Here is a 26,011-nt window from a genome sequence, read left to right on the forward strand (position 1 = left end):
GACTCTTAAAACGCCTTCCGATCCAAAAAGAAAAGCGTAAAGGAATATCCGGATCGATTTCGTGTTCCCTCTCGGAATTCTTTAGAAAAGAATTTAAGGAAGAAGGAAAAATCAGATTCTACCACCCGTCTCAGTATAAATATCGGAAGATAAAGGATCAAAATTAGCAAACGAAAAAGTTTTTTAGGAAATTGAGAATTTTTTTATGCTGAGCGACTCGACTCGTAGAACGAACCGTAGAGAGTCATAACCTTACCCACAAATTAAGAAGGCTTTTGGGATCATAAGGATCAAAAACTGATATTTTTCAAGTGTTCCGACAAGAATGAGGCTTATTACTTGCAAGAAGTATGATTTTGTGGTAAAGAAAACCTCCCGAGTCTTCCCACCGCCTCTCCCCTCCACCCAAAATCAGAGGGTGGGGCGTAAGTTTCACAGAGGATTTGTCGGAATTCCGACAGATTTATATTGAGATCCAAATACTTGTGGGTAAGGTTATGGTAGAGAGTGAGGCGCTGAGTTCAGGAAGCGAGGTTGAGTTTTGCGAGTGGTTCTTTCTCGGCGAAACCGAGATAAGCGATCGGACCAAAATACGCTGTAATCGAAATCGAGGAGTTCCAACATTTCGAAAAAGCCTTGTTTGCCGGTTCCCCTACTTCCCCTTGCCGAAAAATTTTCCTAAAAAGATACAAACGAACCAAGAATAGTTGAGAAAGAACAAACTCGAAAGCCCGTACATTCCGGCTCGGACAAGTTTTTTTTCCGGGTCGGAAATCGGCCGAAAAATCATAGGATATTCCGGAATGGAAAATTTATAAGCCCTTCCCGCATCCTGAACGGAAAGTTTATAATAGGGATACAAGGAATGCGTTTTCAAACTTTCTCCCCAAAAAAAGACGGAATTTCCCCAGACACAATTCGGAAGTTCCACCCTTCCGCATGCAATCCAAACGTAAATCGGGTCCCCTTCTTTCCAATTCGCCGAAACGAGAGGAGCCACGTGAAAATAAATCGTCTTTGTATGCTTTGGCTCCGTTTTTATTTTGCGGACCGCAGACCTCGATGAGACATAGTTAGTAAGAACTTTAACTCCTCGAAAAATAAGAATTCGATCATTTCCGAATTCTCCGCCTTGTGCAAGATTAGCGTTTTTCCCAACCGGAATTCCAAGAAAGAATCCAATGCTATGGCTGATATAAAATGCAGAAACTCCCGCCGAGAGCAAACTCAAGAACAAAGCGATATAAAGCAAGTTGCCGAATTTCGTGCTGAGTCGGATGACCAGAAAAAGAAGAGGAAGAAACAGAAACAATAATAAGATCGTCGTGAGTAAGACGGAACCGTAAATTCCCAAAGGAATAAAAAGAAGCGCCATCCCATCCACGAGACAAAATCCGATCAACAGCAGTTGCCAGAGAGAATTTTGCGAGGGCGGTTCCGGTGGGAAAGGACGATCTCCTGTTTTTACGAGCGCAAAAATCATAACTCATTCGACAATCAATTTCTGGTTCAATTGTGACCAAATTTGTCGAATGCGATCAATCTGTTTTTCCGGTCCGGCTATGGAAAATAAAAGTCCACGATTTTCACGCAAATAATATTTTTCCAAAAAAATCATGGGGACCTTTCTTCCATCTTTATGAAAGTAATCAAAACGACTAACGTAGAAATCCTCCTCCTTTCTCCTCCGAAAGTTTATTTCCCAGATGGTTCGAGGATTGATTCCCCGTTTGAGATCCCAGAGTTGAAAATAATTTTTGGAATTATACACTGCGGCAACCGGATGATACGTGAGTCCTATCGTGAACAGAATCCTATCCGGTCTGTAGTAAAGGAATTTTTCGGACTGAGATCGATATATATTTTTCCATTCCTCTCTCTGCGAAAATTCGTTTTTATCTCCGGGTTCAATTTTTGTTGTTTCGGCGGTAGTATGTTCCTTCTCTTGTTCTTTAAATGGAATCGATTGATAATACCTCCGAATCTTCCAAACGTGATCCTCCTCCCTTCCGCTTTCAGGAGTTTCCGGTTCCGGAAAATAATGTTTCCAATCGTCCGTCGTCTCCAATGAGAACCGGAAAGGCTCGCTTTCAATTTTTAGAATATTCTTTTTTGTGCACCCGTATGGATCGGTGAGATCATCCACCTCTCCTCTTTTGTGAGCCATATGTTTCATCAAACGACTCAGTTCCTCAGTAGCACTTCGATAACCTTCGGGGACTAGTTTTCCAAATTGAAATCGATAACAAAGTCCGATACCCTTCAACAAACGAATCGCAGAATACGGCTCTCCATACTCCGCCAAAGCCTTCGCCTCACTTTCGTGCACATCGAGTTGGGAAACGTCCGGGAAAACCTCCCTAAAATCGCGGTCTATCAAGAATTTCACCCTTCCATCTTTGTAAAAACGATAATTTCTTCCGTGCAGATCCGTCTTCCAAACGAAATGAGGATTCGGTCGAAAATATTTCATTACTCGGTTGTAGAGTACAGCTTCTTTTTGTTCCTCGTCCTCATACCAAGTACCTCGTAGTAACGGATCCATGGGAACAGTCGCCTGAGTTTGCGGCTGAGTTCGTATGCTCATCGGTAGGATAAAAAAGAAAAAGGATAATATCCCCAAAAAACTGAATATTCTAATTTTTAGATACACTTGTATCACTCTCTTCCACTTAGAGCCCGTCTTAAATCCTTAGAAATGTAGGAGCTATTACAATCTTAAACGACAGGAAAAAACCGTCAATGCGACTGTTTCCATGGGAACTCCTACGTTCAAAGGACTGATGACAGTGTCGCTCCTACAGAAGACAGTTTTAAGACGGGCTTTTAGTATTGAATCATATATCTAAAAAATAAACACGAAAATTCAAACGAATTTGTTTACCCTTGTAAATTCAAGCACTCAAAATCAAATCTAGAACAATCTTTCCATCGACTTCACCGATCACCGGATTCATCGCCCTTTCCGGGTGAGGCATCATTCCGGCGACCTTAAAATTTTTGGACGTGATTCCTGCGATCGCTTGGAGAGAACCGTTCGGATTTTCTCCGAAATAACGGAATAAAATTCTCTCTTCGTCTTCGAGTTGTTTGATAACGTCCGATGTCGCATAATAACAGCCGTCCGCGTGAGCGATCGGAATTTTCAATTCTTTTCGAGAATCGAGAGACGCAGTCACCGGATTTCCGGAAGAACCTTTTTTCAAGGTCACGGTTTTGCAGATGTATTTGAGGGTTTTATTTCTTGTGAGAGCCCCGGGTAGGAATTCCGCTTCCGTAAGAATTTGAAAGCCGTTGCAGATCCCGAAAAGTTTTCCGCCTTTATTCACGTGTTCCTTAACCGACTTCATCACCGGAGAAAAACCCGCCATCGCGCCGGAACGAAGATAATCTCCGTAAGAAAAACCTCCCGGAAGAATCACTAACTCGTATTTTTTGCCGAACTGATCCCTGTGCCAGACTCGATCCACTTCCGCTTCGTATTGATCCCTCAAAACGCGGTAGATGTCCGAATCACAATTGGAGCCCGGAAAAGTAACGATCGCAACTTTCATATTTTTTGAATATTCGCAGAATATGTTTCTATAACGTGATTGACGAGAATCTTATCGCAAAGTCTTTCCACATCCTTTCTAGCCGTTTCTTCGTTCGGAGCGTCTATTTTGAGTTCGATATACTTGCCAACTCTCACGTCTTGAACGGATTTTTCTCCGACTTCGGAGAGAACTTTTTTTACCGTACTTCCTTGCGGATCCAAAACGGACTCCTTGAGGACTACTTGGATTTTTGCGATATACATGAAAGAATGAGATCCTCTATCTTCTGATATTTTTCTCTCAGCTCTTGGATAAGTTCCGCCGGGAGATCAGGCGCAGGAGGCATCTTGTTCCAACTCGTAGTTTCCAGATAATTCCTGAGAATCTGTTTATCCAAACTCGGAGGAGAAATTCCGACAGAATACGAATCCGCAGACCAATACCGGGAAGAATCCGGAGTCAAAAGTTCGTCAATCAGAATGATTTGTCCGTCCAAAATTCCAAATTCGAATTTAGTATCACAAAGAATGATTCCCGCACTATCTACCACTTCAGAGGCGCGCAGAAAAATGGAAATCGATTTTTCTTTCAGAATCCCGAACAGTTCCTTTCCGATCCGATTCTCCATTTCCTTTTCGGAAATATTCTCATCATGGCCTTGATCGTTTTTGACTGCGGGAGTAAAAACCGGCTCGGAAAGTTTTTCGGATTCTTTCAAACCTGAGGGAAGTTTTACGCCCGCAAGAGTCCCCTCATTCTTATATTCCTTCCAACCGGAACCCGCGATATAACCACGAACCACACATTCATAATCGATCCGTTTGCACTTTTTTACAAGAACCGACCTACCCTCCAGTTCCTCACGACTTCGAAAAGGGGGAGGAAAATTCTTCACATCTGTTTCCAAAATATGATTGGGGATATTCTTAAAAAATTCAAACCAAGAAATGGAAATCCGATTCAGAACCTTTCCTTTGTTTGGCACGGCCTGCGGAAATACGACGTCGAAAGCGGAAATACGATCCGAAGAAGAAAGAATCAGTCTATCACCGAGATCATAGATATCCCTAACTTTTCCTTTGTAGGTCGGTAAATTCATAGTTTCAATACCATCATAGCGATATCGTCATCATTCGTGCCTCTGTCCGAATGTGCAAGAATGGCTTCCATCATAGAAACGAGAATATCTCCTCCCTTGGAAACACTTTCTTGAAAGATCTTTTTCAATTTTTCTTCTCCGAGAATGTTCATACTCTTATCTGTGATTTCGGTTGCACCGTCCGTATAAAGAAGAAGATAAGAACCTTTCTCAAACCGAACGGATTTGAATTCTTCTTTTACGTTGATTTCGATCGGAATGATGAGAGGTCCCATTCCGGAAAGAATCGTAACCTCTCCATTTTGATAGAGGATCGGAGGAGGATGTCCTCCGTTCGAATACTCGAAGTTCAAATCTTTGCGAAGGATTCCGTAAAAGAACGTAATCGAAAATTCGTCGGGAAGAATTTTCTCAAGATTATGGCGAAGCGTCTGCACCTTCTCTTGCAAACTTTGGTCCGGGGAAAGACTGGAAACCTGCATCTTAAGCATCGCAGCGAGTAAGGCCGCGGAAGGACCGTGGCCGGAACAATCCGCGATAAAAATATGGAGAGAATCGTTTTCAATCCAAGCGTCCGTGTAATCCCCGCCGATTTGCATCAAAGGCTGAAAGATCGTACTTACACTGACTCCGTTCCATTCCAATTCTTTTTCGGGGAGAAGTTCCTGCTGGACCTTTCTCGCCATGATGAGTTCCCTCTCGTAATTTCTTTTTTGTTCTAAAACCTCGTCCTGAAGAATTTTAATCCGAATGAAAGCGCGGATCTTGGCGATCAACTCCTTCGGCTGAAACGGTTTTTGGATGAAGTCGTCTCCACCGTGAGAAATCGCCTCGTCAAAACCGACTTCACGATTGATCCCGGTGATAAAAAGAATGGGAAGAAGTTTGAACCTTTCGATTTCTCTCAGTTCTCTACAAAAGGAAAAACCGTCTTGATCGGGCATACTTACATCCAACAAAAGTACGTCCACTCGATTCGTAAGAAGAACACTACGCGCATCGGCGGCGGACTCCGCCGTAAAAATCTGAAAGCCCAAAGGTTTGAGGGTATGTACGATCAACTTTAGATTTATTTCGGAATCGTCGACCGCAAGAACCGTATAAAGACTATAATTCTGAGAGGACAAAGTTTTTTACTCTTCTCTTTCCGGTAAATTCTCACGAAGATCTTCGATCTTAGACAAACGATAAGCGAAACGGAACAACATCAAAAATAGAATATGATACGCAAAAACTCCTATCCAGAAAGTCAGACGAATATCGGAGTCCATTCCTCCTTTTCCAAGAATCGACTCGGGATGATTCCCGGGATTATCCATCCAACGAATCGCCCCCCAGGTAATAACGGCATTTACGGCGCAAAGAATACTCAAGAAAGCGGAAAATATTTTTTTCTTCGAAGCATCGACGATCAACATTCGAAAAATGAAATATGCTATCAAACTAATAAACAAGATCGTAAACGATTGAAGCCTCGCATCGGTTTTATCCCAGGGGACTCCCCAAGCGCTGAGCGCCCAAATTCTTCCCGAAAATATCACACCCACTGCAAACAAAAGAGCGATCTGATTTGCGGAAAACGAAAGTAAATCCCATCTGGATTCCTTTCTAATCAGATAAAGAACCGCGAAAACGAGAGAAAAAATCGGACCGTAAAGAGCGACCCAAGCGACCGGAACATGAAAGTAAAAAATTCGGTGAGCCGTTCCTTGTTGTAAAATCACATTCGGATAATTGAGCGACAATAAAACAACGACCGGGAAACCCATTAAAAAAACCGCGGACAAGACACAATCCCAAATGGGTTGAGCGATACGAATTTTCATACGAAATAGAGTATTCGCAAGATGTCGGGTGGAATCAAGAAAGATTCTTTAATTCTTTAGGGTTCGTCTCCGGAAAGTTCCAAAAGTAGAATTCCGATTCCAGCGTAAAAAATACAAAACGAAAGTAAAATGGCAATTCCGGGAATCGGATCAAACACTGGCATTCTTTCGAGTTTTCTTTCCGCTTCCATTCCGAAAAGAAGGATCGGAATCGTAAACGGGATCATCAAAAGCGGAAGCAGAATTTCCTTTAACCTCGACGAATCGCTGATATGACTCAAAGCAACTCCCAAAAAAGAAATACAAAGAACTCCGGGCAAAAGGAAAATCAGATTCACCGTAAGATCTTTCCAACCCAAAGGGAACGTTTGAAAAAAAACAGATAATAAAATCATTAAGTAAACGGCGGCAATCGTAAGCCCTGAAAAAACGGCGAGGGACTTGGAAAGAAAACGCATCCAAACCGGAAGGAAAAGAGAACTGATTCTCCCTCCTCCGCTTTCCCGTTCTTCCCAAGAGGATTGGCCAATAAAAACATAGGACGTAAGGAATAAAACGGACCATTTGATCCCGATCAGGGTCTGACGATCGAGTTTTCCGGTCTGTTCTAACGCATAATTGAAAATGAATACGATCGAAGTGATGAGAACTAGAATAGACAATATTCCGTTGACCGCCCTTCCCAATAACAGAAATTCCTTATGGAGCAGAAAGAACAGAAGTTTCAAGATTCCCCTCCTTTAGAGTCAACGACTTCGTTTCACGAGAAAATGGAATATGGGGGTCGTGAGTCACAAGCAACACCGCAGAATTTAGAGAATATTCCTCCAAAACACGAACCGCGGTTTCGAGTCCGGATTGATCGAAAGCCGTAAACGGTTCATCCAAAAGTATCAAGTCTCCTCCGGTCAAAAGTGCCCTCACTAAAGCGGCCTTTTGCCTCATTCCTCTGGAGAAAGTAAAGATCGGATCTTGTTTTCTCACCCAGAGTTGGAACGACTTCAAAAGGGTGCCGACTTTATCTTTTGAATATTCCATTTTTGCGATGGAAAGGAAATAACGAAGATTTTCCTCAAGACTGAGAGAGGTATAAAGTCCGAGTTCGTGACCTAAGTAAGAAATCCGGGGCTTTGTCGATTCAGAGTTCATAAAAGAAAAAGAATCCTTATGACGTTCGTAATTGAGAATCGCTCTGAGAAGAGTTGTTTTTCCGGCTCCGTTGTCTCCCCGAAGTAGTACAAGTTCTCCTCGAAAAAGAGAAAATGAAATCTGTTTGAGAATCCGTTTTTTTCCGATAGAATAAGATAGGTTTTTACAAACGAAAAGCGCTTGTTCATTGAATGTCAAAACGGTTCCTCTTATGAAACCAGAGTCTTTTCAGAAACGGAATTTACAATGCGTTTTTTGCGCTCGGCTTCCGAAGGGTTTCAACGGTTAGGAACGAACGGATCTGCGATCCGAAACTTTGGAGTTTTCCCGATTAAATTATGCCAATTTCCAAGAAGGAAAATCACAAAACTTAAGAAATAGGTTATGAATCGCCCTGGAAAATCTTATACCTCTTATTTCCGGAGTAGAAAAACGTTTCACCGTTTCCTCTTTTTATACCCGCTTCTTTATAGTATTTTAATCATTTTGATATTTGCAACACACGTCGAAGCACAAATCCAAATCGGCGGCCAATACTATTCCGGTTTGCTTTGGGGAGAAAACGAGATTCTTTCCCCCGAATACTACGACGAAGGTTCTTTTTTACGAACGGATCAGGACTTTATTCTCACGGCGGGAAGAAACTGGAAAGGCGATCCCCCTCCTTCCCAAGGAAGTTTTTTATTCGAAAGAAAGGAGATCTACAACAGCGGGCTTTTTAACAACGAAGCGGTTTCGCTTTTGGAAAAAGGAAAAATCGAAGACAGACTCAGAGCAATTTCCATGTTGGAGGAAGGTGTGCGTTTCGATCCTAAATTTTTTCCCTTCCGATATAACTTAGGCCGCGCATACCATCTAGAAAAAAAATATCAAAAGTCCATCATACAATTCGAATACGCAAGCGCAGAAATACCGGAATATTACAGAACCTTCATTCACTTGGGAACGTTGTATGAAATTATACGAGAACCGATCAACGCCACAATTCTCTGGAAAAAAGCGGTTTCGCTTAACAAATTCCACACGGAAGCCCTTCTACTTTTGGCGGACCACTACATCCGAACCGATCTCAAAAACCGCGCCCTCATTTACATCAAAGAAGCCGCAAGAATCGACGAACAAAGCCCGGATGCGAGAATGGGAAGAGCGAGAATCGAGCTTCTTTCCTCCAAGGATCTCTATGCTTATAGAATTTTTAAGAATACGGAACTTGTGGACGATTTGGGGCAGAAGAAACAGTACAATAAGAAGTTTCATTTTTTTTACGCCGAAACGGCAAGTAAAGTAGGAGATTATGTCACTACGGCGGATCAATACGAACAACTTCTAAAATATCCGAACGATCCGTTCTTTTCCGAATTCTCGTATAAGGTGATCGAAAGAAGAAGAGATCTCGCAAAACGATTCGCCGAAATCAAGTCCATGGAAGAAGAAAACAAAACCGAATGAAAAAGGTTTGCTTTTTTCAATTTTCCTCCGTTATTTTGAGCTTGGAGGAATTTATGAAAAAAACCACCTGGCTCACAATCCTGTTTATCCTCCTTAACATTCCTGCATTCGCGCAGAATAAAGAGAAAGGACAGGCGGACCTGAGTCGTTCCGATGTATTCTCTGAACAGGGAAGCTCCTACACGAAATCCCTTCAGAAAATCGTCAGAGATCTGGAAACCACGATCAATGAGAGACTCACGGATTTAGAGAAGAAACATTCTCTTCTCGTAATTCTGAGACCGGAACTGGAAAAGGTGCAGACAATCGTCACGGAAGACATTCCTTTTACTTTTGACGAGGGGTATGAGAGCAACCTGCTCAAATACGTTCGTTTTAAGTTTGAAGGCGGCAAAATCAAGGAAGTTGAACTTGCCTCTGAGAAAAAAAGAATTCAGTATGAATTCGCTTTTGAAAATAAAAGACTGATTTTCTCTCCTCCGGACGTGTTGGCATCTCAGGTCAGACTTGAAAGATTTGACAAAATAGAGAATACGAAAGTGGGAGATATCTCCTTGGAAAATCAGATCAAAGCGCTGAGGCTTTTAGAATCCAGTCTGAGATCTTCGATTTACCGGATCGATATTATGATCGCTTTGTATAAAGATAAAAAAGACAGAAAAAATCTCTATCAGATCGATATCTGATCAAACGCGGAGGGAACTCAAATCGGTCGCACGTATGAGTTCCCCCGTAAAAGAACTTTTATAATTCCCGAACACCTCTTCCGTTTTCCCGAAATCCAACAGTTTACCTTTTTCTAATATACCGATCTGATCGCAGAACTTCTTCGCGGTTCTCAAACTATGAGTGATGAGAAGAATCGTAATTTTCCTTTCATTCGAAACTCTTTTCAAAAAAAACAGGACCTCGCCGAGAAGAATCGGATCCAAAGCACCTAACGCCTCGTCCAATAAAAGAATCTTAGGTTCGGTGAGTAATGCACGAAGGATCGCCGCTCTTTGAAGTTCCCCACCGGAAAAAGAAAGGACATTTCGATTCAGATTTTTGTCAGATAACTGAAACGATTGCAGCAGATCTTGAAAAGATTCTTCTCCCCTCTTTGCGATTTCTCCTCCTAAAATTCGAAGCGGTTCCCGCAGCGCCCTTTCCAAAGACCAAGTCGGATTAAAACTACCAACCGGATCTTGAAAGACAGGTTGCAACTCATGAATCGGAATTTCTTTTCGGTCCTTTCCGAAAATGAAAATCGATCCGCTTTGTTTTGAATTTTTAACTGCGGGAACTCCTAATATCGCGCGGAAAAGAGACGTTTTCCCGGAACCCGAACGTCCTAAAATTCCTAGAATCATTCCAGAATCGACTTCAAATGAAATAGAATCCAAAATCGTTCTTTGATTCAATTGGAGGTTTAATTTTCGAATTTCTATAGCTTTATCGGGCATTTTTTTCAAATTTGAAACGATGCGAAAATCGGTAAACGCCTAATTCATAAAATACTAAGATGCACAAATCCAAACGTATTAAAACGAAATTCAGATTTTAAACTTCGAATGATTCTTTCGGCAACTGAAACCCTGTCGAGCGCAAATAGAAGCGAGACGACCTGAGTTTAACATAAACGTAGGAACTGCTACAATTTTAAATGACAGGAAAACAGCCGATGCAACGGTTTCTGTGGGCACCTTCGCATTCCGAGGACTGATTACAGTGTCGCGGCAATACCACTTCTACAGAAAACAATTTTGAGAGCGGCTGTTAGCAGTTTCTTAATTTGATAAGAGAATCCGTAAAAACTTTCGTTTCTATATTTGGATAAGCGCAAAGCCTCTAAAACATTTATAATAGAGTTGTTGAAAATTCCATAGTGAAAATTAATAAAACTGCTTCTATTTCAATAAAACAGACGAAGAATCAATTTTTCAAAAACTCTATTATAGATTTTTAAAACTTGCTATATCGGTTTGTGCTCGGGAGATATCCGGGTTTCTTCTAAGGAGTTTTTGTCCCGTGGGAGTTCAAGAGTTTTATGGGAGTTTCCACTTTTAAAAACCTGACTCTACCCTTCCTACAGAAAAATAAGAGTTCATACAAGATCTTTTATCCTTACACCAAACCCACTGATTTAAACTAAAACTCAACGCAATTAATAGTTTGTTACAAATTGTGAACTTGTTGAAAAAATAAAGGATTTTAGTGGACTTTTTGACTTTTTAGAGACAATTTGTTAAATTATTCACTCAGTCTAACATACTCTTATAGTTCTTTTGAGAGAAAAAATTTGACACAAATTTTAAATGATATAATTTAACCTATAAGTTAATTAACCATATGGTTCAAAAAGAAGAAAAAACAGATCAACTCAGTCTTACTTTTGCGGCTTTAGCGGATCCCACTCGCCGCAAAATTCTGGCGTTTCTTCGGCATGGAGAGACCACCGTGAAACAACTTGCAAAACCCTTTTCCATGAGTCTTCCAGCAATCACAAAACATCTCAAAGTGTTGGAAAAAGCAGGACTCATTTCTAGAGGCCGGGAAGCTCAATGGAGACCGGCTCGTCTGGAACCCGGGGCTTTGAAAGGAGTAGCGGACTGGATCGACGAATACCGGCAGATTTGGGAAGCCAGATTGGACCGTCTGGACAAGTATTTACAAGAATTTCAAAAAATGCAAACAAACCAAGGAAGGAAAACAGACTATGAATCAGGAAAAAATTAAAACTATCATCTATTGGTTAGCGACCGGCCTTACCGCCGCTAACTACGCATTTGGAGGCTATGCATATCTCAATCGCGGACCAGAAGTTATCGCCGGTATGACTCAACTCGGATACCCACTTTATTTTGCAAGTCTTCTCGGGGTTTGGAAACTCCTCGGCGCAATTGCAATCACAGCTCCCCGTTTTCCTCTTCTCAAAGAATGGGCATACGCCGGAATGTTTTTCAACCTTACAGCGGCGTCAGTTTCGAACGCGGTCGCCGGAACTGAAATGATCCACGCGATATTTCCTCTAATCGCTCTCGTTTTAGTGGCATTATCTTGGGCTTTGCGACCCGCAGATAGAAGGTTGGAAGGAATTTGGCATATATAAGAGAAATCAGATTTACTAATATTCCTACCCGCTTTTTTGAAACGAATCAATCATTCCACTTTCTGAATCGAAAGTGGGATGACGCAGAGCTTACGACTTTTTGGGGCTCTCCATCGTAAAAAATCCGGGTCTCGAGGCAAACCGTAAAGCGAACATTCCATTATGAAATTGAAAAAAGAAAGGAGAATCAAAATGGCAAAAACAAATCAAACAAACGAAGACTTAGTCATCACTCGGGTTTTTAACGCACCTCGAGAAACGGTTTTCGACGCTTGGACAGTTCCAAAAGAAGTAATGAAATGGTGGGGACCGAAAAATTTTACATCGCCGGTTTGTAATATCGATTTTCGCGTGGGCGGCAAATACCTCTTCTGCATGCGTGCGTTAGACGGCCAAGAATTCTGGTCCGCCGGTGTTTACAAAGAAATCGTAAGACCGGAAAAAATCGTTCAAACGGATAGTTTCTCAGACAAAGACGGCAATTTCGTTCCCGCCTCCGAATACGGTATTCAAGGTTATTGGCCGGAATCTCTTTTAGTAACTCTTATCTTCGAAAACCATCAAGGAAAAACGAAATTAACCTTGCGTCATACCGGTATTCCCCTCGGTGAGACGAGCGATATGACAAACGCGAGTTGGAACGAATCCCTCGATAAACTCGAAGCAATCCTTAAATAAATAAAAGAATCCCGGCACAAAAAATTGCAAATACAAGATTCAATATCAGGCGTAAAATGAGAAAACACTTTGCACATTGATGACGCTCTTGCAAATAGTAGAACAACAAAACCGTTTAGAAATATAGATCGATCGAAGGCCTCGATCAAACTATGGATCGCCTGATAAAAATATCCGGCAAAACAAAAAGTTAAAAATTCATTAGGAGAATTTTATGTCGAAATTAAAAACAATCGTTTTAGCGGTGCTCGGAACACTCGTAATTTTCGTCCTGGGCACCCTCGCGGTCGCTTCCACCAAACCGGCTAACTTTCGTTACGAAAGAACATTGAGTATAAACGCACAACCCGAAAAGATCTTTACTCTGATCAACGACTATCATAGTTGGGCCTCCTGGTCCCCTTGGGAAAAATTAGACCCTTCAATGAAAAAAACTTTTAACGGCGCCGCTTCCGGAGTAGGTTCCATCTATGAATGGGAAGGAAACAGCGAAGTAGGGAAAGGTCGTATGGAAATCACAGAAGCGAATTCTCCTTCCAATATCAAAATGCGATTGGATTTTCTCTCCCCCTTTGAAGCGCATAACACCACCGAATTCTCTTTTGCCGTAAAAGACGGCATGACTCATGTAACCTGGGCAATGTACGGTCCGAACGCTCTCGTCTCCAAAGTGATGGGACTTTTCTGCGATATGGATCAGATGATCGGAAAGGACTTCGAAACCGGTTTGAACAACATCAAAAAGATTGTGGAAACAAAATAAAACGACGGAATTCAACAACCATTTCAGGATTTAGTATATCCGTATTTTTAAATATACTAATGTAAATTCTTCCGAAATGTTCCGGTCAAAATCCGAACCGAAAAACAAATGAATACGACGGATCGAGAAAATTACACCGTTTTTTTTCAAAGAACCACCTAAGAGTCTGTCCCAAAACGTAGGAACAATTGCAGCGATCCGCGAGGATTCTGATAAGATCGAATTTTTGGGACACGCTCTAAGAAAACGCCTCTTTGAAATCGATTCGGAATCCGACAAGTCAAGAAATTTCGGTCGTAGGTGACACACGGACCTTCGATCGAAAAGTCACTTTTGATGCGGCTTTCAATCAAATACGAATATAAACCGGTCTATTTTCATACTCTCGTTGTCCGATATTTACAGACGTCGCAGTTCCCGCACCCACTCCACTTAGCATCGAAGTATTCGTACACGAACTCCCTTCTGCATCTTTCCGATTTCAGATAAAGAAACATTTGATACAATCGTTTCAAACTCGTTTTCTTTTTTCGTTCCAAATATTCGGAAGAGCAAAGCACATCCGGCAACGGGGATCTCAATTTCAGCGACTTTTTTTCCAACTCTCCCGATGTAACTCCGTGCCTTTCAAACAAATTGAGAACGGTTTGAAGTCGATGATCTCTTCGATTTTTATGAACGATCATAGACTGCAATTCGTCGTATTCGATCGAAGACAATTTTTCTCCGAGTCGTTCCATAGTTTGGTAGGTACGAGCAATAAAAGATGCATCCGGATTTTGCCACTCGATAAAATCCATCAAGACGGTCAAATCGTCTTGGTCGTAAAATACGTGACAATCGGAGGGATCCCCGTCCCTCCCCGCTCTTCCGATTTCCTGGTAATACCCTTCCAAAGACGAAGGAAGTTCCGCGTGTATGATCATTCGTATATTCGGTTTATCGACTCCCATCCCGAATGCATTTGTCGCTAGTAAAATCGTATCTTCCGACTCTAAAAATTGTCTTTGAACTTTTTTTCTTTGCTCGGGGGACAAACGTCCGTGATAGATTTTATACGGAACTTTTTGTAGATCCAATTTCTCTCCGAACTTTTCCAAACTCCGAATCAAATTAAAATAAACGATTGTACTCTTTTTTTGTTTTTTCAAAAGTTCAAGAATCGCATCCGACTTGGAAGGTTCATCTACAAAAGTTCGAACGTCCAGAAACAGATTGGGTCTGCAGATTCCTTCGTTATAAACTTGAATTTCCGATTCCCGTAAATTCATTTGAAGCACAATGTCTTTTTGAATTTCAAGAGTTGCAGTTGCGGTTAACGCTATTATAGTCGGTTTTCCTAGAATTTCCCGAAATTCCCCAATCTTCGTATAGTCCGGTCTAAAATCGTGCCCCCACTGACTGATACAATGAGCTTCGTCGATCGCAAGTAGAGATACCTTTCTAAGTTGAAGCGAATCTATAAATTCCTTCTTACGAAATCGTTCCGGTGAAACATACACGATTTTGTACTTTCCTTCTTTCAAATCCCGATAACACCGAAGCCTTTCCTGTTTGGAAAGAGAGGAATTGATATAACCCGCGTCGATCCCAAGTCGCTTCAATTTTAAAACCTGATCCTGCATCAACGCGATTAAAGGAGATATGACAACGGTCAACCCATCCAAAGCAAGAGAAGGAAGTTGATAACAAATCGACTTTCCCATTCCAGTCGGCATGACAACCAGACAATTCTTTCCGGAAAGAACGTCCAAAATGATTCTCTCTTGAGAACTTCTGAATGTGGAAATTCCGAAAATGTTTCCGAGCTGACGAAGAGAAGGCATTACGATTAAAATTTATCTTGGGTCTTTGAAAGCAAGAGAAAACGTAATTACTTGCCACTATGCCTAATTCTTAGAATGTTCGTATTCAAGGTCGGAGTAGTCGTTTGTCAATCACTCACATCACAAGTTTATCGCTCGAAGACATGGCCGTAGAACTCTCTAGGAATATTCTCGAAGAAAGAAAAAATTTTCCTTTGCATTCCCCCGTAATCGTAGTCCCGAGCACGAACATGAAACTTTGGTTGAACCTGAATCTTTCTCGATTCTCCGGACTTTCCGCAAATCTTCGATTCCTTTATCTCGAAAAAGCTCTTGAAGAATACTTTCACCTCAGAGCGAACCTGGACTATGATCCGTTCCAACGCGTCTTCCCAAGCCGGGAGGCAACTCAAAGAAAAATTCTTACCTTTCTGATAGAAAACGCAAATTCAAAAGAAACGATATTCTTACGCTCGTTTCTGGAGAACATCACGCGAGCTTTTTCTTTGAGCACAAAGCTGACTTCGCTTTATAAAGATTACGAATTAAACCGATCCTCTTGGATTCAAAGTTGGGCAAAGGAAAAAGGAATCGATATTCCTATGATCTCTCGCCGACCGTCCCCGTTTCCCCAAGAGGACGAGTACTACCGTTTTCAAAAGGTATTGTACCAAAAAGTTTTTTTGAATTCTAAAGAACCGAATACACTCGTCCAATTTTTCCTCAAAGAAATACAAAAAGACAAAACGCATTCCCCTCGTAATTTCCCTTCCCTGCATCTTTTTTGTTTGTCGAATCTAGCAGACACGTATCTCGGAATTTTAGAATCCCTTTCTCAAAAAGATAAACTTCCGATCTATCTGTATCAATTTCATACAGGTTACGTTTCAAACGCGAATAACTCTCTCGGACCGGAAAGATGGTCCGATCCCCAAACTCATATCGCTTTGAGAACTGCTTCCGTTCCCGGAATCATTTTTAAAAATCTGGAAAGTGCTCATACGTATCCGAAAAAACTCGCAACCCTTCGAAACATTCTGAAAGGGAATCAAAACTGTGATAACCTCCAAGATCTTTCACAAGACGCTTCGGTTCGATTCTGGAACGCTCCCTCTCCATATCGGGAAATGGAATCGGCGGCAAACGATATTCTCTATAGGATGAATCAGGACCATCGATTGACTTATTTGGATTTTGCGATTCTCGTTACGGATATGCGGGTCTATCGTCCCGCCGTCGAATGGGTGTTTGACGGCGGAATTCTTTTACAAACTAAAGCGGATGCGGACCCGATTCGTAAGAAAATCCCTTATTCTTTGACGGATATTAAGGCGAACGAAGCCTCTTTACTTTATCGAGGTTTGATGGACTTTTGGGAGATCTGCTCCGGGAACTCCATCGACAAAAGAAGCCTACTCAAATTTCTTAGAAACCCTCTCTTACACAGTAATATTCGGAGTAATTCGGAAAGTTTATCGATTCTTGAAAAACTGATCGATACATCGGGAGTTCAGTACGAGGAGTCAGGAAGAGAGAAAGATTCATTCCAAATTTCTAATGGACTCAAAAGAATCCGCCTTTCCTCGATTTTATCTCAGGAAACAGCTTGGACAAAATACAAGATCGCTCCGATCTTTCTCGAATCGGACGAACATTCCTTCCTCCTCACCAACTTTTGGGAAACCGTCCTCAAAGCGAAAAACGACATTCTTTCTTTTTCCGAAGGGAAAACAATCCGTTGGACCCCCGATTATCTCAAGACCGTTCGAGCTTCTTTGGAGGAACTTTTCGAATTTCCGGGAAAATATGAACAAGAAGGAAAGCTCTTTCAAAATTGGTCGGAATCTCTTTTAGAGTGGGAAGGAATTCGATTACACAATAAGGACGAAGGAATCTCTCTTCTGAAATTTGTTACGGAACAGACCTTTGATCAAATACCGTATCGTAAGGGAGCGTATCTCACCGGGGGAGTTACAATTTCGCTTTTACAACCCATGCGTCCGCTCCCTTTCAAACACATTTATATCCTAGGTTTAGGAGAAGGAAAATTTCCCGGCTCCAACGACCGTTCCCAACTGAATCTCAGGAAAGATTTCCGGGAAGAATGGGATATCTCTCACAGAGAAATTCAAGAGTCCCTTTTATGGGAAACCATTCACTCGGCAAAAGAATCCCTCACATTGAGTTATGTCGGAAAAAATCTTCAGGAAGATAAAACCTTCGAACCTTGCTCCCATCTTTTCGAAATTATGGAATCTCTGCAAATCAAGAAAGCGGTCGAACTTCCACTACATTCGTATAGTATAAAATACAAACATACTTCCGAAGAATTGAAACAAGGCCTCGTGAGCTACGACTTTGGAAGGGTATGGGTAAACGGAAATCGAAACGATTATACGATCCTTGATCGTTTCCAAAACCCGAAGGAACTTGCCAAAACGAGCTCTACGCCCCTTTCATCCGGAATCGACGTAAAGGAACTTTCTCAATTTTTAAGCGATCCCCTGGATACCTATCTTAAAAGAAAACTCGGTATGTATCTCGAGGAAGAGGAAAGCAGTGATTACGAAAAGGAAATTTTCGACTTGGATGCGATTGCGGAAACTTCCATATTAAGAAAAGTGCATGCTTTAATGGTGCCGGACTTAGTTTCCAAAGAGCCTTGGAGTTGGGGCCGGGAAAAAATCCTCCAAGTACTTTCTCCGATTTTGGAAATGGAAAGGTCTTCGGCAAAATTTCCAAGGTCCGTATTCGGAAAAATTCAAGAAACGGATCTCATTCGATATCTCGTAACAACAAGCGAAAACCTTTTCGAATGGAAACCTATCTTTCAAGGTGGGACGTATTATCCTTACTTGAGTTTAGGAGATACCGGCCTGTCGGATTCGATCTGTAAAAAAATGCCGGAACTTAAAGTCCCTCTAGAATCCGGTCACTTTTCCATCAAAGGAGAATGGGAACACGTCATCGAAAAGGACGGAAACTTATACTGGTTGTTTTCGAAGAGTTTGGAAGAAAAACCCAGCGAGGACTATCTCGGTTACAAGGATTATTGGAGAACGATGAGTTTTCCTTTTTTAACCGGAATTGCCTTCGCTTCTTCGAACGAAAATTTTAAGGTCTATTCCTTTAAACCCCGTCCTTCCGAAGAATCCAAAAAGAAAAACACTCTTACTCTCGAATATAGAATCGGAAGCCCGTCCATCGGAATCGAATACCTTGCAAAAATTCTAATGGAATATCTGAAAACAGAACCTGTCTTTTTTCCTCGAAAAGCTTTCCTCAATTACTATCTAAAAAATATCCAAAGCGACTCCAAAAACAAAACACTGGACGACGTCTTCGACGACGAAAGCGCGTGGATTCGTTTTTTGAAGGAGGAATTAAACGAAGTCAAAAGCGGATTGTCCTCTTTGGTTAAACTCTATCCCAAAACCCCAAACTTGATTTTACAATCCCGAATCCAATGGGCTAAAAACTTCTATAAACCTTTTTTAGATTGGAGGAAGGACGACCTATGAACGTTAGACGTTCTTATGAGCTTAAATCCTGCTTTATCGAAGCGTCCGCAGGCACGGGCAAAACGTATACGATCATGGAAATCGTAAAAGATCTGATCGGCGAACACGGGATTCCTTTAACTCAAATCCTGATTTTAACCTATACGGAAAAGGCGGCGGGAGAACTCAAAGAGAGGCTTAGAAAAAAACTCATCGCGTCCGATCTTACAAAAGAAGCGAGAGAACTAGATCAGGTTACAATTTCCACCATACACGGTTTTTGTACTATGATTCTGCAGGAATATCCGGTGGAAACGGAAACACCTTCCAAATGGATCTTAACCGATTCGAAAGAAAGACTGAACTCGGCTTTGTATAAGCTCCAACACGAAGAATGGAGCTCTTGGGTGAATCATCCGGAAGAACTCGAAACGTTTCTTTCCTTATCCGGATATATATCAAAAAAAGAGAATATTCTCATCGCCGGCTCCAAACTTTTGAGCGGAAAAAAATATCCGTATTCCAACGAAACAACTCCGATGAATGCGGAAACGTTCCGTCAAAAAACGGCGTTGATCGCAGCGGAAATGGTTGCACGGGAATTTAAAACGTCCGAATGGATGAGTTACGACCAGATGATTTTGCAAACGAGAGACTCTCTAAAAAATCCCCATCTTTGTAAGGCTCTTCAAAGCAGATATAAAGTCGGAATTATAGACGAGTTTCAGGATACGGATTCGGTTCAATATGAAATTTTCTCCAGACTCTTTTTGGAACCGAACGACGAAACGGAACAAAAAATTCTTTATCTCATCGGAGATCCTAAACAATCAATTTACGGGTTCAGAGGAGCGGATATCGGAACCTATCTCCGAGCGAAGAAGGAATTGAAAAGTCATAAGGCTCAAGAGATTTCGTTGAACGTCAATTATAGGTCCGTTCCAGAGTTGATTTGCGCTTATAACGAACTATTCGGCGGTAAAACCGGAGAACAAAGTTTTTTTCCGATCGTAGAACGAAATTTCGAATCGACTCCAATCGAATACTCGGAGGTTTCCGCTCCCGAAAAAAACCCGAAAATTTTATTAAGCGACAAACATAGGCAAGGCCCGATTCAAATCGTACGTTTTATCGGAAAAGATACCTGGAAAACGAACGATGCAAAAAACGCTTGGGGTCGATTCATCGGCGAAGAAATCTTGAAACTTACTCGAAGCGAGAATCCGTTTTCGTATCAAATTTTAGAAGAATCCGACGAAAAGATTCATTTTGCGGAAAAAAAACTGAACTTTAGAGAAATCGCGATTCTCGTTAAGAGTAAGGCGGAAGGTAAACTTGCGGAGCAATCTTTAAAACTCAGAGGGATTCCTTGCTCGTTTTATAAACAAGAGGGGATCTATCAGTCTCCCGAATCGTATCAGATTTCCAATATATTTGAATGTCTTTTGGATCCGAATAAACCCTCCTCCTATCGAAAACTTCTATTGGGCGATCTGTTTCAAATCCATCCCGATCATCTAGTCGCATTTGACGAACATTCGATAGAGTCCTACGAAAAAACCACTTTGGACCGTTGGAAAACCCTCGCGATCGATCGTAAATTTCCCGAGCTGTTCCGTTCCATAGAGGAAGACAGCAGAATATTCCTAACCGAAGACGAAACGGATATAGACTGGGAGAGGAAAAAGACGAACTACGGACAAATTTTCCGCAAATTGCTTCAGTTCCAAATCGCTAATCAAGCCGGCCTGGAGGAAATATTAGAAGAGTTGAAACTACTTCAGATCGAGTCCAAAAATGAACAAGAGCCTCCTTTATTCGAAAAAGAAACCGAAAAAGACGCCGTTCAAATTCTCACTTTGCATTCTTCCAAAGGTTTGGAATGGCCCGTCGTTTTTCTATTCCATCTTTCCAGCAATTTCGTTCCGGAGATCTACGATTATCCGGTTACGGAAAAAGACGGAGAAAGATACTGGAAGTTAAGCCTTTGGGACAACGAAGAAGAAAAGAAAATTAGTAAAGAAGAATATTCTTATCAGTCCCTGAACGAAAACAAAAGACTTTTGTACGTAGGGATCACCCGCCCGCAAGTCAGACTATACCTTCCCTTCTACACTCCCACAAACCATAAAAAGACGAGAGATTCCGCATATTATAAAATTCTGTATCCTAGATTACGGCACATTTTGGAAAACGAACCGGACCCGAGTTTGTTTCATCCGATCGCTTGGACTCCTATTTCTTTCGACCAAACGGATCCGAATATACGAAATCGAACTCGGGATTCTGAAGTTCGTTTAACACCGCTGCTACACTGCGAATCCGAACCTTCCAAGACGATTCGTTTGCACAGTTATTCTTCTCTAAAAACCAGGGCCAAAACCTCGGAAAATGAATCTCTTTCCATTTTGGAAGAAGCGGAATATTTCAAATCTGACGACGCGGAAGGCACTGAAACTGAAGATGCACTTCCTTCGTCGGCAGCAACCGGCTCTTTTTTACATGCCCTTTTGGAAGAATTGGATTTCTCTTTTTTTAAGACCAAAACACCAAGGGAAGTTTTAAAGAATCGGAAAGTTCTTTCTAGAATGGATTTCCATTTAAATTATTTTAGGCTTTCAAAAGAAAATAAAAAGAACACCCTCTCGGAAAAAGAAACATATCAAAAAAGAGCCGGAGAAATCCTTTGGAATTCCCTAAATGCAAATATTCCTCTCCAGGACAAAACCTCGTTCAACCTTGTGGATCTTGGTAAAGAAAATAGGATTTCGGAAATGGACTTTCATTTAAGCCTGGACCCGACGGGCAAAAATCTTTTAAAAGGTTCCATCGATTTAGTCTTTGAGATCAAAAATAAATTCTATATAGCCGATTACAAATCAAATCTGCTCGAAGACTATTCTCCTCTTTCATTACGAAGGAGTGTGGAAAACACGGAGAACCGATACGACCTACAAAGAGACATCTATGCGATGGTACTTTACGAATATCTAAAGGACCTATTCGGGCCTAAAGACGTTTTTCAAAAGATCGGAGGAGTATATTACTTTTTTCTAAGAGGAATGAAACACGGAGAGAACTCCGGAATTTATTCGGACTTTCATTGGAGTCCGGACAGAATGGAAACGATCCACAAAATCGTACGGGAACTGACTGCCGTTCACTGGTTGGAGGATTTTTGATGGAAGAGTCGTTCTCCCATTTTATTGAAAAACTCAAAGCGGACATTTTAGACTTGTACGAATCCGGGGCCCTGAAAAAAATTCCCGAAAATTTTTCGGATTATTTATTAGAAATTCTGAATTCGATTTGGAGTTCCATGGAAGAGGGAAGTTTATGCGTCCCCGTAAAAAAGGAATGGAGGGACATTTTAAAATTAAAACCTCCCGGTTTAGTCGTGGACAAATTCGAAAACCAGGAATGGGTTTACTTCGAAAAAACGCATCGATCCAAAACCGATCTGGAAAGTCTCCTAAAGGAAAGAATTCAAAACGACGTTCCACCGAAAGTCGACCGACACCGTGCCGAGAAAATTCTCAAAGATCTGGAATCAAAAAGTTTTCCATTAAAAGAAGCGCAGGTAAAGACGATTCTTTCCTGTCTCAATTCCTCCTTTCACATCGTCAGCGGAGGTCCGGGAACCGGAAAAACAACGGTCGTCGCATTTCTATTAGAAATTTTGAATCAACTGGGACAACTTCCTTCTCCCGAAGAAATCGCGCTCGTGGCGCCTACGGGAAGAGCTGCACAAAGATTAACGGAATCAATTCAGGAAAACCTAAAAAAAATCTCCGAAATGAAAGGATCCGATTTCTTACGGGGGCAAACTGTTCACGGACTTCTCTCCTACAAATCGTCGTTAGGCGGATTTTATTACAACCGGGAAAGATACCTTCCGCATCGATTGATCATCGTGGACGAAGTTTCGATGGTTGATTTAAATCTGATGCTTTCCTTATGGAACGCAATCCCTCGCGATACCGAAAAAGACGACCGAAAAATTCCGTTCCGATTCATACTGATCGGAGATCCGCATCAACTTCCTTCCGTGGAAAAGGGCGCGGTATTAAGCGACTTTTTATCCGTACTAGAATCGAAAAAAACGAATTTTGTCTCCAGACTCGAGGGAAGCAATCGTCAAAAATCGAAGGGTAACGTTTCAAAAATCGTTGTTCTTGCGGAAGAAATTCTCAGATATTCCCCCGAAAACCTAAATCTCGGAACAAAGATAGACGATTCTTTTCCGAAAACGACGACGATCGGAGAGAATTCGAAATATGAAAGCGAAGTCGTATGGTTGCAAAATTCCGCAAATAAAACTTCGGATCACTTATCGAGAGACGAAGTCGTTGAAAAACTTTGGACCGAAATTTTTCATCCCGGGATTTCCAAAATTGGGACTTGGAAAGTCAAGGATTCTTTCGACTTAAACGAGGCCGGCTTTATTTTAAAATTTCAGGAGGAGTTGAAAAAATTCCGCTGTCTTACCGTTTTTAGAAATGGTTATTGGGGAGTGGAAGCGATTCAAACGAAAATTATGAATCTGGCCGCGCAGGATCTTTTTCATAGAAAAGACCAAAAACCGGATTTTTTCGCAAAACGCCTTTCCAAACGTCTTTACTTTATAGGGCTTCCCATCTTAATCACGCAAAACGATAAAAACAGAAAACTTTTCAACGGCGATATCGGTATCGTTTTAAGAATGGAATCGACCGGAGAACTCAGAGCGGTTTTTCCGATCGAAGGTAAATTATTGCCTTTCGCGTTAGACACTCTTCCGAAACACGAACCCGCATTCGTGATGAGCATTCACAAAAGTCAGGGATCAGAATATGATACAATTCTAATCTATATTCCGGATCATCCGGAATCTCAGGAAAAGGAACGATCTCATAGACTTCTCAACCGTCAGATTTTATACACTGGAATCACAAGAGCCAAAAACCAAGTAATTCTTGCGGGCAACCCGAAGACCTGGGAAACCGGAATCGCCAATTCTCAGAAGAGAAACACCGGTTTTAAAATTTAAGAACTTGTCCCCAAACCTCAGATGTAGGAATTCTTACGAGAGTGTTCCAATGATAAAATCCGTTAGAAAATCTATAAATCACCAATCTGCGGGAATTTTCACGCTCTATTACGAACTTATGAAACGATTGTGCTGATTTCTTTTAAGGTTTTGGGACAAGTTCTAAATCGGTTTGGGCATTCTCAGGATTTCACAAATCGCCCTCTCGAAAGAAGGATTCGATAAAAAACTGAATTACAAATCTAGTTTAAAAAATCGAAATGATGCTGGCTTGAGAAAGGGGATTCAGTACAGTAGGTATTCTACTCGAACGAATTTAAGCATGAAGTGTCAGGAAAAATATGAAACCGAAAACGAAGTCATCCATTGTCTCAGTAAACAATCTTTCCAAATTCTACGCGAACGGATTTCAAGCGTTGAAAAACGTTTCTCTGGAAATACAGGACGGAGAAATCATCGCACTTCTCGGTCCGAACGGAGCCGGTAAAACAACTCTGATTTCCATCATTTGCGGAATCGTAAATCCGAGCGAAGGTTCGGTGCACGTTTCCGGAAAAGATATTCTCAAAGACTTTCGTTTTACGAGATCCCGGATCGGACTCGTTCCGCAGGAACTGAGTGTACACGCGTTTGAATCCGTATGGGCGACCGTGAATTTTACGAGAGGATTGTACGGAAAACCACCTAACTCCGATTATATTGAACAACTTTTAAAGTCCCTTTCCCTTTGGGAAAAAAAAGACCACATGATCCTTACCCTTTCGGGCGGAATGAAACGTCGCGTTTTAATCGCCAAAGCGCTTGCGCACGAACCGAGGATTCTTTTTTTGGACGAGCCTACCGCCGGAGTGGATGTTGAACTTAGAAAAGATATGTGGAATATCGTCCGTAATCTCCGCGAAAACGGAGTAACCATTATCCTCACAACTCATTACATCGAAGAAGCCGAAGAAATCGCGGATCGAATCGGGGTGATCAACAAGGGTGAATTGATCCTTGTGGAAGATAAAAAAGAACTCATGCAGAAACTCGGTAAAAAACAATTGTTAATCGACTTGACTCAAACTCTGAAAAAAATTCCGACAACTTTGAAAACGAAAGGACTGGAGATCGTAAATGAAGGGAAACAACTTCTTTACACGTATGATTCACACGGAAAACAAACCGGAATCTCCGCTCTCCTTCAAGATCTCAAAAAGGCAAAAATCGAATTCAAAGATTTGAATACGACCCAAAGCTCTTTAGAGGAAATATTCGTTCAATTGGTGTCACAATGAATCTATACGCAATCAAATCCATCTACATTTTCGAAATGTCCAGAACTTGGAGAACACTCTTTCAAAGTATCGCGTCTCCCGTCATTTCTACTTCTTTATATTTCGTGGTTTTCGGATCGGCAATCGGTTCTAGGATTCAGGAAGTCGACGGAGTAGGTTACGGTTCCTTCATCGTTCCGGGCCTTATTATGTTGTCTTTATTGACGGAGAGCATCGCCAATTCCTCTTTTGGAATTTATTTTCCCAAGTTTACCGGAACGATTTATGAAATTCTCGCGGCGCCGGTTTCCATGATCGAAGTCGTAATCGGTTTTGTGGGCGCCGCCGCAACAAAATCCATGATCCTCGGAACGATCATGCTCGCCACCGCCTCGCTATTTGTTCCGGTAAAAATCGCGCATCCCTTTGTGATGATACTTTTTCTGCTGCTAACTTCGATTTCTTTCAGCTTATTCGGGTTCATCATCGGGATCTGGGCTGAAAATTTTGAAAAGTTACAGATCATTCCCCTACTCATCATCACCCCTCTCGTTTTTTTAGGCGGAAGTTTTTATTCGGTGAATATGCTCCCTCCTTTTTGGCAGAAATTAACCCTTTTTAATCCTGTCCTCTATTTAGTGAGCGGATTTCGTTGGAGCTTTTACGAGATAGCGGACGTAAGCGTGGGAATAAGCCTTACAATGGTTTTCGTGTTTCTTTCGATCTGCCTCGGTTTGGTTTGGCTAATCTTCAGAACGGGATACAAAATTAAAAAATAGATTCTGAATATTCAAATTTATTAAATCGATTCTCTTTATTGTAGAATCGAT

At 41.5% G+C, this 26,011-nt stretch carries 22 protein-coding genes; 11 read left to right on the plus strand and 11 right to left on the minus strand.

Going from position 1 to position 26,011, the window contains the following annotated elements; all coding sequences use genetic code 11:
- Positions 1–652: 652 nt before the first annotated feature.
- The 9 genes from CLV95_RS05205 to CLV95_RS05245 all read right to left on the minus strand — a co-directional run bounded on the left by CLV95_RS05205 (position 653) and on the right by CLV95_RS05245 (position 7,808).
- The gene (locus CLV95_RS05205; protein ID WP_002735926.1) at positions 653–1,483 is read right to left on the minus strand and encodes a hypothetical protein; all 831 of its coding nucleotides are present in this window, start codon (positions 1,481–1,483) and stop codon (positions 653–655) included.
- A gap of 3 nt (positions 1,484–1,486) precedes the next feature.
- Complete coding sequence (locus CLV95_RS05210) at positions 1,487–2,545, minus strand: LIC10775 family protein (RefSeq protein ID WP_002735937.1); 1,059 nt, start codon at positions 2,543–2,545, stop codon at positions 1,487–1,489.
- A gap of 349 nt (positions 2,546–2,894) precedes the next feature.
- Positions 2,895–3,554 (minus strand): phosphoribosylformylglycinamidine synthase subunit PurQ, encoded by a 660-nt coding sequence (gene purQ, locus CLV95_RS05215; RefSeq protein ID WP_002725076.1) that lies wholly within the window; start codon positions 3,552–3,554, stop codon positions 2,895–2,897.
- Positions 3,551–3,799 carry a phosphoribosylformylglycinamidine synthase subunit PurS gene (gene purS, locus CLV95_RS05220; protein WP_002725069.1) on the minus strand — a complete coding sequence of 83 codons (249 nt, stop codon included), beginning with the start codon at positions 3,797–3,799 and terminating at the stop codon, positions 3,551–3,553. The genes purQ and purS overlap by 4 nt, the downstream gene beginning before the upstream one ends.
- Positions 3,775–4,635, minus strand: coding sequence for a phosphoribosylaminoimidazolesuccinocarboxamide synthase (locus CLV95_RS05225; RefSeq protein ID WP_002725042.1), 861 nt, complete (start codon positions 4,633–4,635; stop codon positions 3,775–3,777). Before CLV95_RS05225 ends, purS begins: the two co-directional genes overlap by 25 nt.
- Positions 4,632–5,762 carry a PP2C family protein-serine/threonine phosphatase gene (locus CLV95_RS05230; protein WP_002724977.1) on the minus strand — a complete coding sequence of 377 codons (1,131 nt, stop codon included), beginning with the start codon at positions 5,760–5,762 and terminating at the stop codon, positions 4,632–4,634. Before CLV95_RS05230 ends, CLV95_RS05225 begins: the two co-directional genes overlap by 4 nt.
- A 6-nt stretch (positions 5,763–5,768) precedes the next feature.
- Positions 5,769–6,461, minus strand: coding sequence for a cytochrome c biogenesis protein CcsA (gene ccsA, locus CLV95_RS05235; protein WP_002735947.1), 693 nt, complete (start codon positions 6,459–6,461; stop codon positions 5,769–5,771).
- 56 nt (positions 6,462–6,517) lie between these two features.
- Positions 6,518–7,189 (minus strand): heme exporter protein CcmB, encoded by a 672-nt coding sequence (locus tag CLV95_RS05240; RefSeq protein ID WP_002736008.1) that lies wholly within the window; start codon positions 7,187–7,189, stop codon positions 6,518–6,520.
- Entirely contained in the window at positions 7,161–7,808 is a 648-nt protein-coding gene (locus CLV95_RS05245) for an ABC transporter ATP-binding protein (RefSeq protein ID WP_002725125.1), read from the minus strand. The genes CLV95_RS05240 and CLV95_RS05245 overlap by 29 nt, the downstream gene beginning before the upstream one ends.
- Before the next feature lie 186 nt (positions 7,809–7,994).
- On the opposite strand from CLV95_RS05245, the gene CLV95_RS05255 reads away from it, so the two are divergent.
- A complete protein-coding gene (locus tag CLV95_RS05255) occupies positions 7,995–9,059 on the plus strand; it encodes a tetratricopeptide repeat protein (RefSeq protein ID WP_002736070.1) in 1,065 nt (354 codons plus the stop codon).
- Positions 9,056–9,745, plus strand: coding sequence for a hypothetical protein (locus CLV95_RS05260; protein ID WP_002725078.1), 690 nt, complete (start codon positions 9,056–9,058; stop codon positions 9,743–9,745). Before CLV95_RS05255 ends, CLV95_RS05260 begins: the two co-directional genes overlap by 4 nt.
- Here the strand turns inward: CLV95_RS05260 and CLV95_RS05265 are convergent, their stop codons facing one another.
- On the minus strand, positions 9,746–10,504 hold the full coding sequence (locus tag CLV95_RS05265; protein ID WP_002729758.1) for an ABC transporter ATP-binding protein: 759 nt from the start codon (positions 10,502–10,504) through the stop codon (positions 9,746–9,748).
- An 886-nt stretch (positions 10,505–11,390) separates the two neighbouring features.
- Here CLV95_RS05265 and CLV95_RS05270 point away from each other — a divergent pair.
- The 4 genes from CLV95_RS05270 to CLV95_RS05285 all read left to right on the plus strand — a co-directional run bounded on the left by CLV95_RS05270 (position 11,391) and on the right by CLV95_RS05285 (position 13,591).
- Positions 11,391–11,777 (plus strand): ArsR/SmtB family transcription factor, encoded by a 387-nt coding sequence (locus CLV95_RS05270; RefSeq protein WP_002729140.1) that lies wholly within the window; start codon positions 11,391–11,393, stop codon positions 11,775–11,777.
- On the plus strand, positions 11,758–12,150 hold the full coding sequence (locus CLV95_RS05275) for a DoxX family protein (protein ID WP_002729157.1): 393 nt from the start codon (positions 11,758–11,760) through the stop codon (positions 12,148–12,150). The genes CLV95_RS05270 and CLV95_RS05275 overlap by 20 nt, the downstream gene beginning before the upstream one ends.
- A 162-nt stretch (positions 12,151–12,312) precedes the next feature.
- Positions 12,313–12,828, plus strand: coding sequence for an SRPBCC family protein (locus CLV95_RS05280; RefSeq protein ID WP_002729151.1), 516 nt, complete (start codon positions 12,313–12,315; stop codon positions 12,826–12,828).
- Positions 12,829–13,042: 214 nt separating this feature from the next.
- On the plus strand, positions 13,043–13,591 hold the full coding sequence (locus CLV95_RS05285; RefSeq protein WP_002729186.1) for an SRPBCC family protein: 549 nt from the start codon (positions 13,043–13,045) through the stop codon (positions 13,589–13,591).
- A gap of 377 nt (positions 13,592–13,968) precedes the next feature.
- Here CLV95_RS05285 and CLV95_RS05295 read toward each other — a convergent pair whose 3' ends face one another.
- Positions 13,969–15,417 (minus strand): RecQ family ATP-dependent DNA helicase, encoded by a 1,449-nt coding sequence (locus CLV95_RS05295; protein WP_002735954.1) that lies wholly within the window; start codon positions 15,415–15,417, stop codon positions 13,969–13,971.
- Positions 15,418–15,521: 104 nt separating this feature from the next.
- On the opposite strand from CLV95_RS05295, the gene CLV95_RS05300 reads away from it, so the two are divergent.
- The 5 genes from CLV95_RS05300 to CLV95_RS05320 all read left to right on the plus strand — a co-directional run bounded on the left by CLV95_RS05300 (position 15,522) and on the right by CLV95_RS05320 (position 25,960).
- Entirely contained in the window at positions 15,522–18,917 is a 3,396-nt protein-coding gene (locus CLV95_RS05300) for an exodeoxyribonuclease V subunit gamma (RefSeq protein WP_002736042.1), read from the plus strand.
- Positions 18,914–22,078 (plus strand): UvrD-helicase domain-containing protein, encoded by a 3,165-nt coding sequence (locus CLV95_RS05305; RefSeq protein WP_002729147.1) that lies wholly within the window; start codon positions 18,914–18,916, stop codon positions 22,076–22,078. The genes CLV95_RS05300 and CLV95_RS05305 overlap by 4 nt, the downstream gene beginning before the upstream one ends.
- Positions 22,078–23,925, plus strand: a complete 1,848-nt coding sequence (recD, locus tag CLV95_RS05310) for an exodeoxyribonuclease V subunit alpha (protein WP_002736039.1) — start codon at positions 22,078–22,080, stop codon at positions 23,923–23,925. The genes CLV95_RS05305 and recD overlap by 1 nt, the downstream gene beginning before the upstream one ends.
- A 341-nt stretch (positions 23,926–24,266) precedes the next feature.
- Positions 24,267–25,202, plus strand: coding sequence for an ABC transporter ATP-binding protein (locus tag CLV95_RS05315; RefSeq protein WP_002733932.1), 936 nt, complete (start codon positions 24,267–24,269; stop codon positions 25,200–25,202).
- Positions 25,199–25,960, plus strand: coding sequence for an ABC transporter permease (locus CLV95_RS05320; RefSeq protein ID WP_002729129.1), 762 nt, complete (start codon positions 25,199–25,201; stop codon positions 25,958–25,960). The genes CLV95_RS05315 and CLV95_RS05320 overlap by 4 nt, the downstream gene beginning before the upstream one ends.
- Positions 25,961–26,011: the final 51 nt, after the last annotated feature.

This window comes from Leptospira borgpetersenii serovar Javanica (assembly GCF_003046425.1).
Taxonomy (GTDB): Bacteria; Spirochaetota; Leptospiria; order Leptospirales; family Leptospiraceae; genus Leptospira; species Leptospira borgpetersenii.

Coding starts and splice junctions, on each gene's coding strand:
- CLV95_RS05205 (WP_002735926.1), bottom strand. CDS start 1,483: ATGATTTTTGCGCTCGTAAAAACAGGAGATCGTCCTTTCCCACCGGAA.
- CLV95_RS05210 (WP_002735937.1), bottom strand. CDS start 2,545: ATGGATCCGTTACTACGAGGTACTTGGTATGAGGACGAGGAACAAAAA.
- purQ (WP_002725076.1), bottom strand. CDS start 3,554: ATGAAAGTTGCGATCGTTACTTTTCCGGGCTCCAATTGTGATTCGGAC.
- purS (WP_002725069.1), bottom strand. CDS start 3,799: ATGTATATCGCAAAAATCCAAGTAGTCCTCAAGGAGTCCGTTTTGGAT.
- CLV95_RS05225 (WP_002725042.1), bottom strand. CDS start 4,635: ATGAATTTACCGACCTACAAAGGAAAAGTTAGGGATATCTATGATCTC.
- ccsA (WP_002735947.1), bottom strand. CDS start 6,461: ATGAAAATTCGTATCGCTCAACCCATTTGGGATTGTGTCTTGTCCGCG.
- CLV95_RS05255 (WP_002736070.1), top strand. CDS start 7,995: ATGAATCGCCCTGGAAAATCTTATACCTCTTATTTCCGGAGTAGAAAA.
- CLV95_RS05260 (WP_002725078.1), top strand. CDS start 9,056: ATGAAAAAGGTTTGCTTTTTTCAATTTTCCTCCGTTATTTTGAGCTTG.
- CLV95_RS05265 (WP_002729758.1), bottom strand. CDS start 10,504: ATGCCCGATAAAGCTATAGAAATTCGAAAATTAAACCTCCAATTGAAT.
- CLV95_RS05270 (WP_002729140.1), top strand. CDS start 11,391: ATGGTTCAAAAAGAAGAAAAAACAGATCAACTCAGTCTTACTTTTGCG.
- CLV95_RS05275 (WP_002729157.1), top strand. CDS start 11,758: ATGAATCAGGAAAAAATTAAAACTATCATCTATTGGTTAGCGACCGGC.
- CLV95_RS05280 (WP_002729151.1), top strand. CDS start 12,313: ATGAAATTGAAAAAAGAAAGGAGAATCAAAATGGCAAAAACAAATCAA.
- CLV95_RS05285 (WP_002729186.1), top strand. CDS start 13,043: ATGTCGAAATTAAAAACAATCGTTTTAGCGGTGCTCGGAACACTCGTA.
- CLV95_RS05295 (WP_002735954.1), bottom strand. CDS start 15,417: ATGCCTTCTCTTCGTCAGCTCGGAAACATTTTCGGAATTTCCACATTC.
- CLV95_RS05305 (WP_002729147.1), top strand. CDS start 18,914: ATGAACGTTAGACGTTCTTATGAGCTTAAATCCTGCTTTATCGAAGCG.
- recD (WP_002736039.1), top strand. CDS start 22,078: ATGGAAGAGTCGTTCTCCCATTTTATTGAAAAACTCAAAGCGGACATT.
- CLV95_RS05315 (WP_002733932.1), top strand. CDS start 24,267: ATGAAACCGAAAACGAAGTCATCCATTGTCTCAGTAAACAATCTTTCC.
- CLV95_RS05320 (WP_002729129.1), top strand. CDS start 25,199: ATGAATCTATACGCAATCAAATCCATCTACATTTTCGAAATGTCCAGA.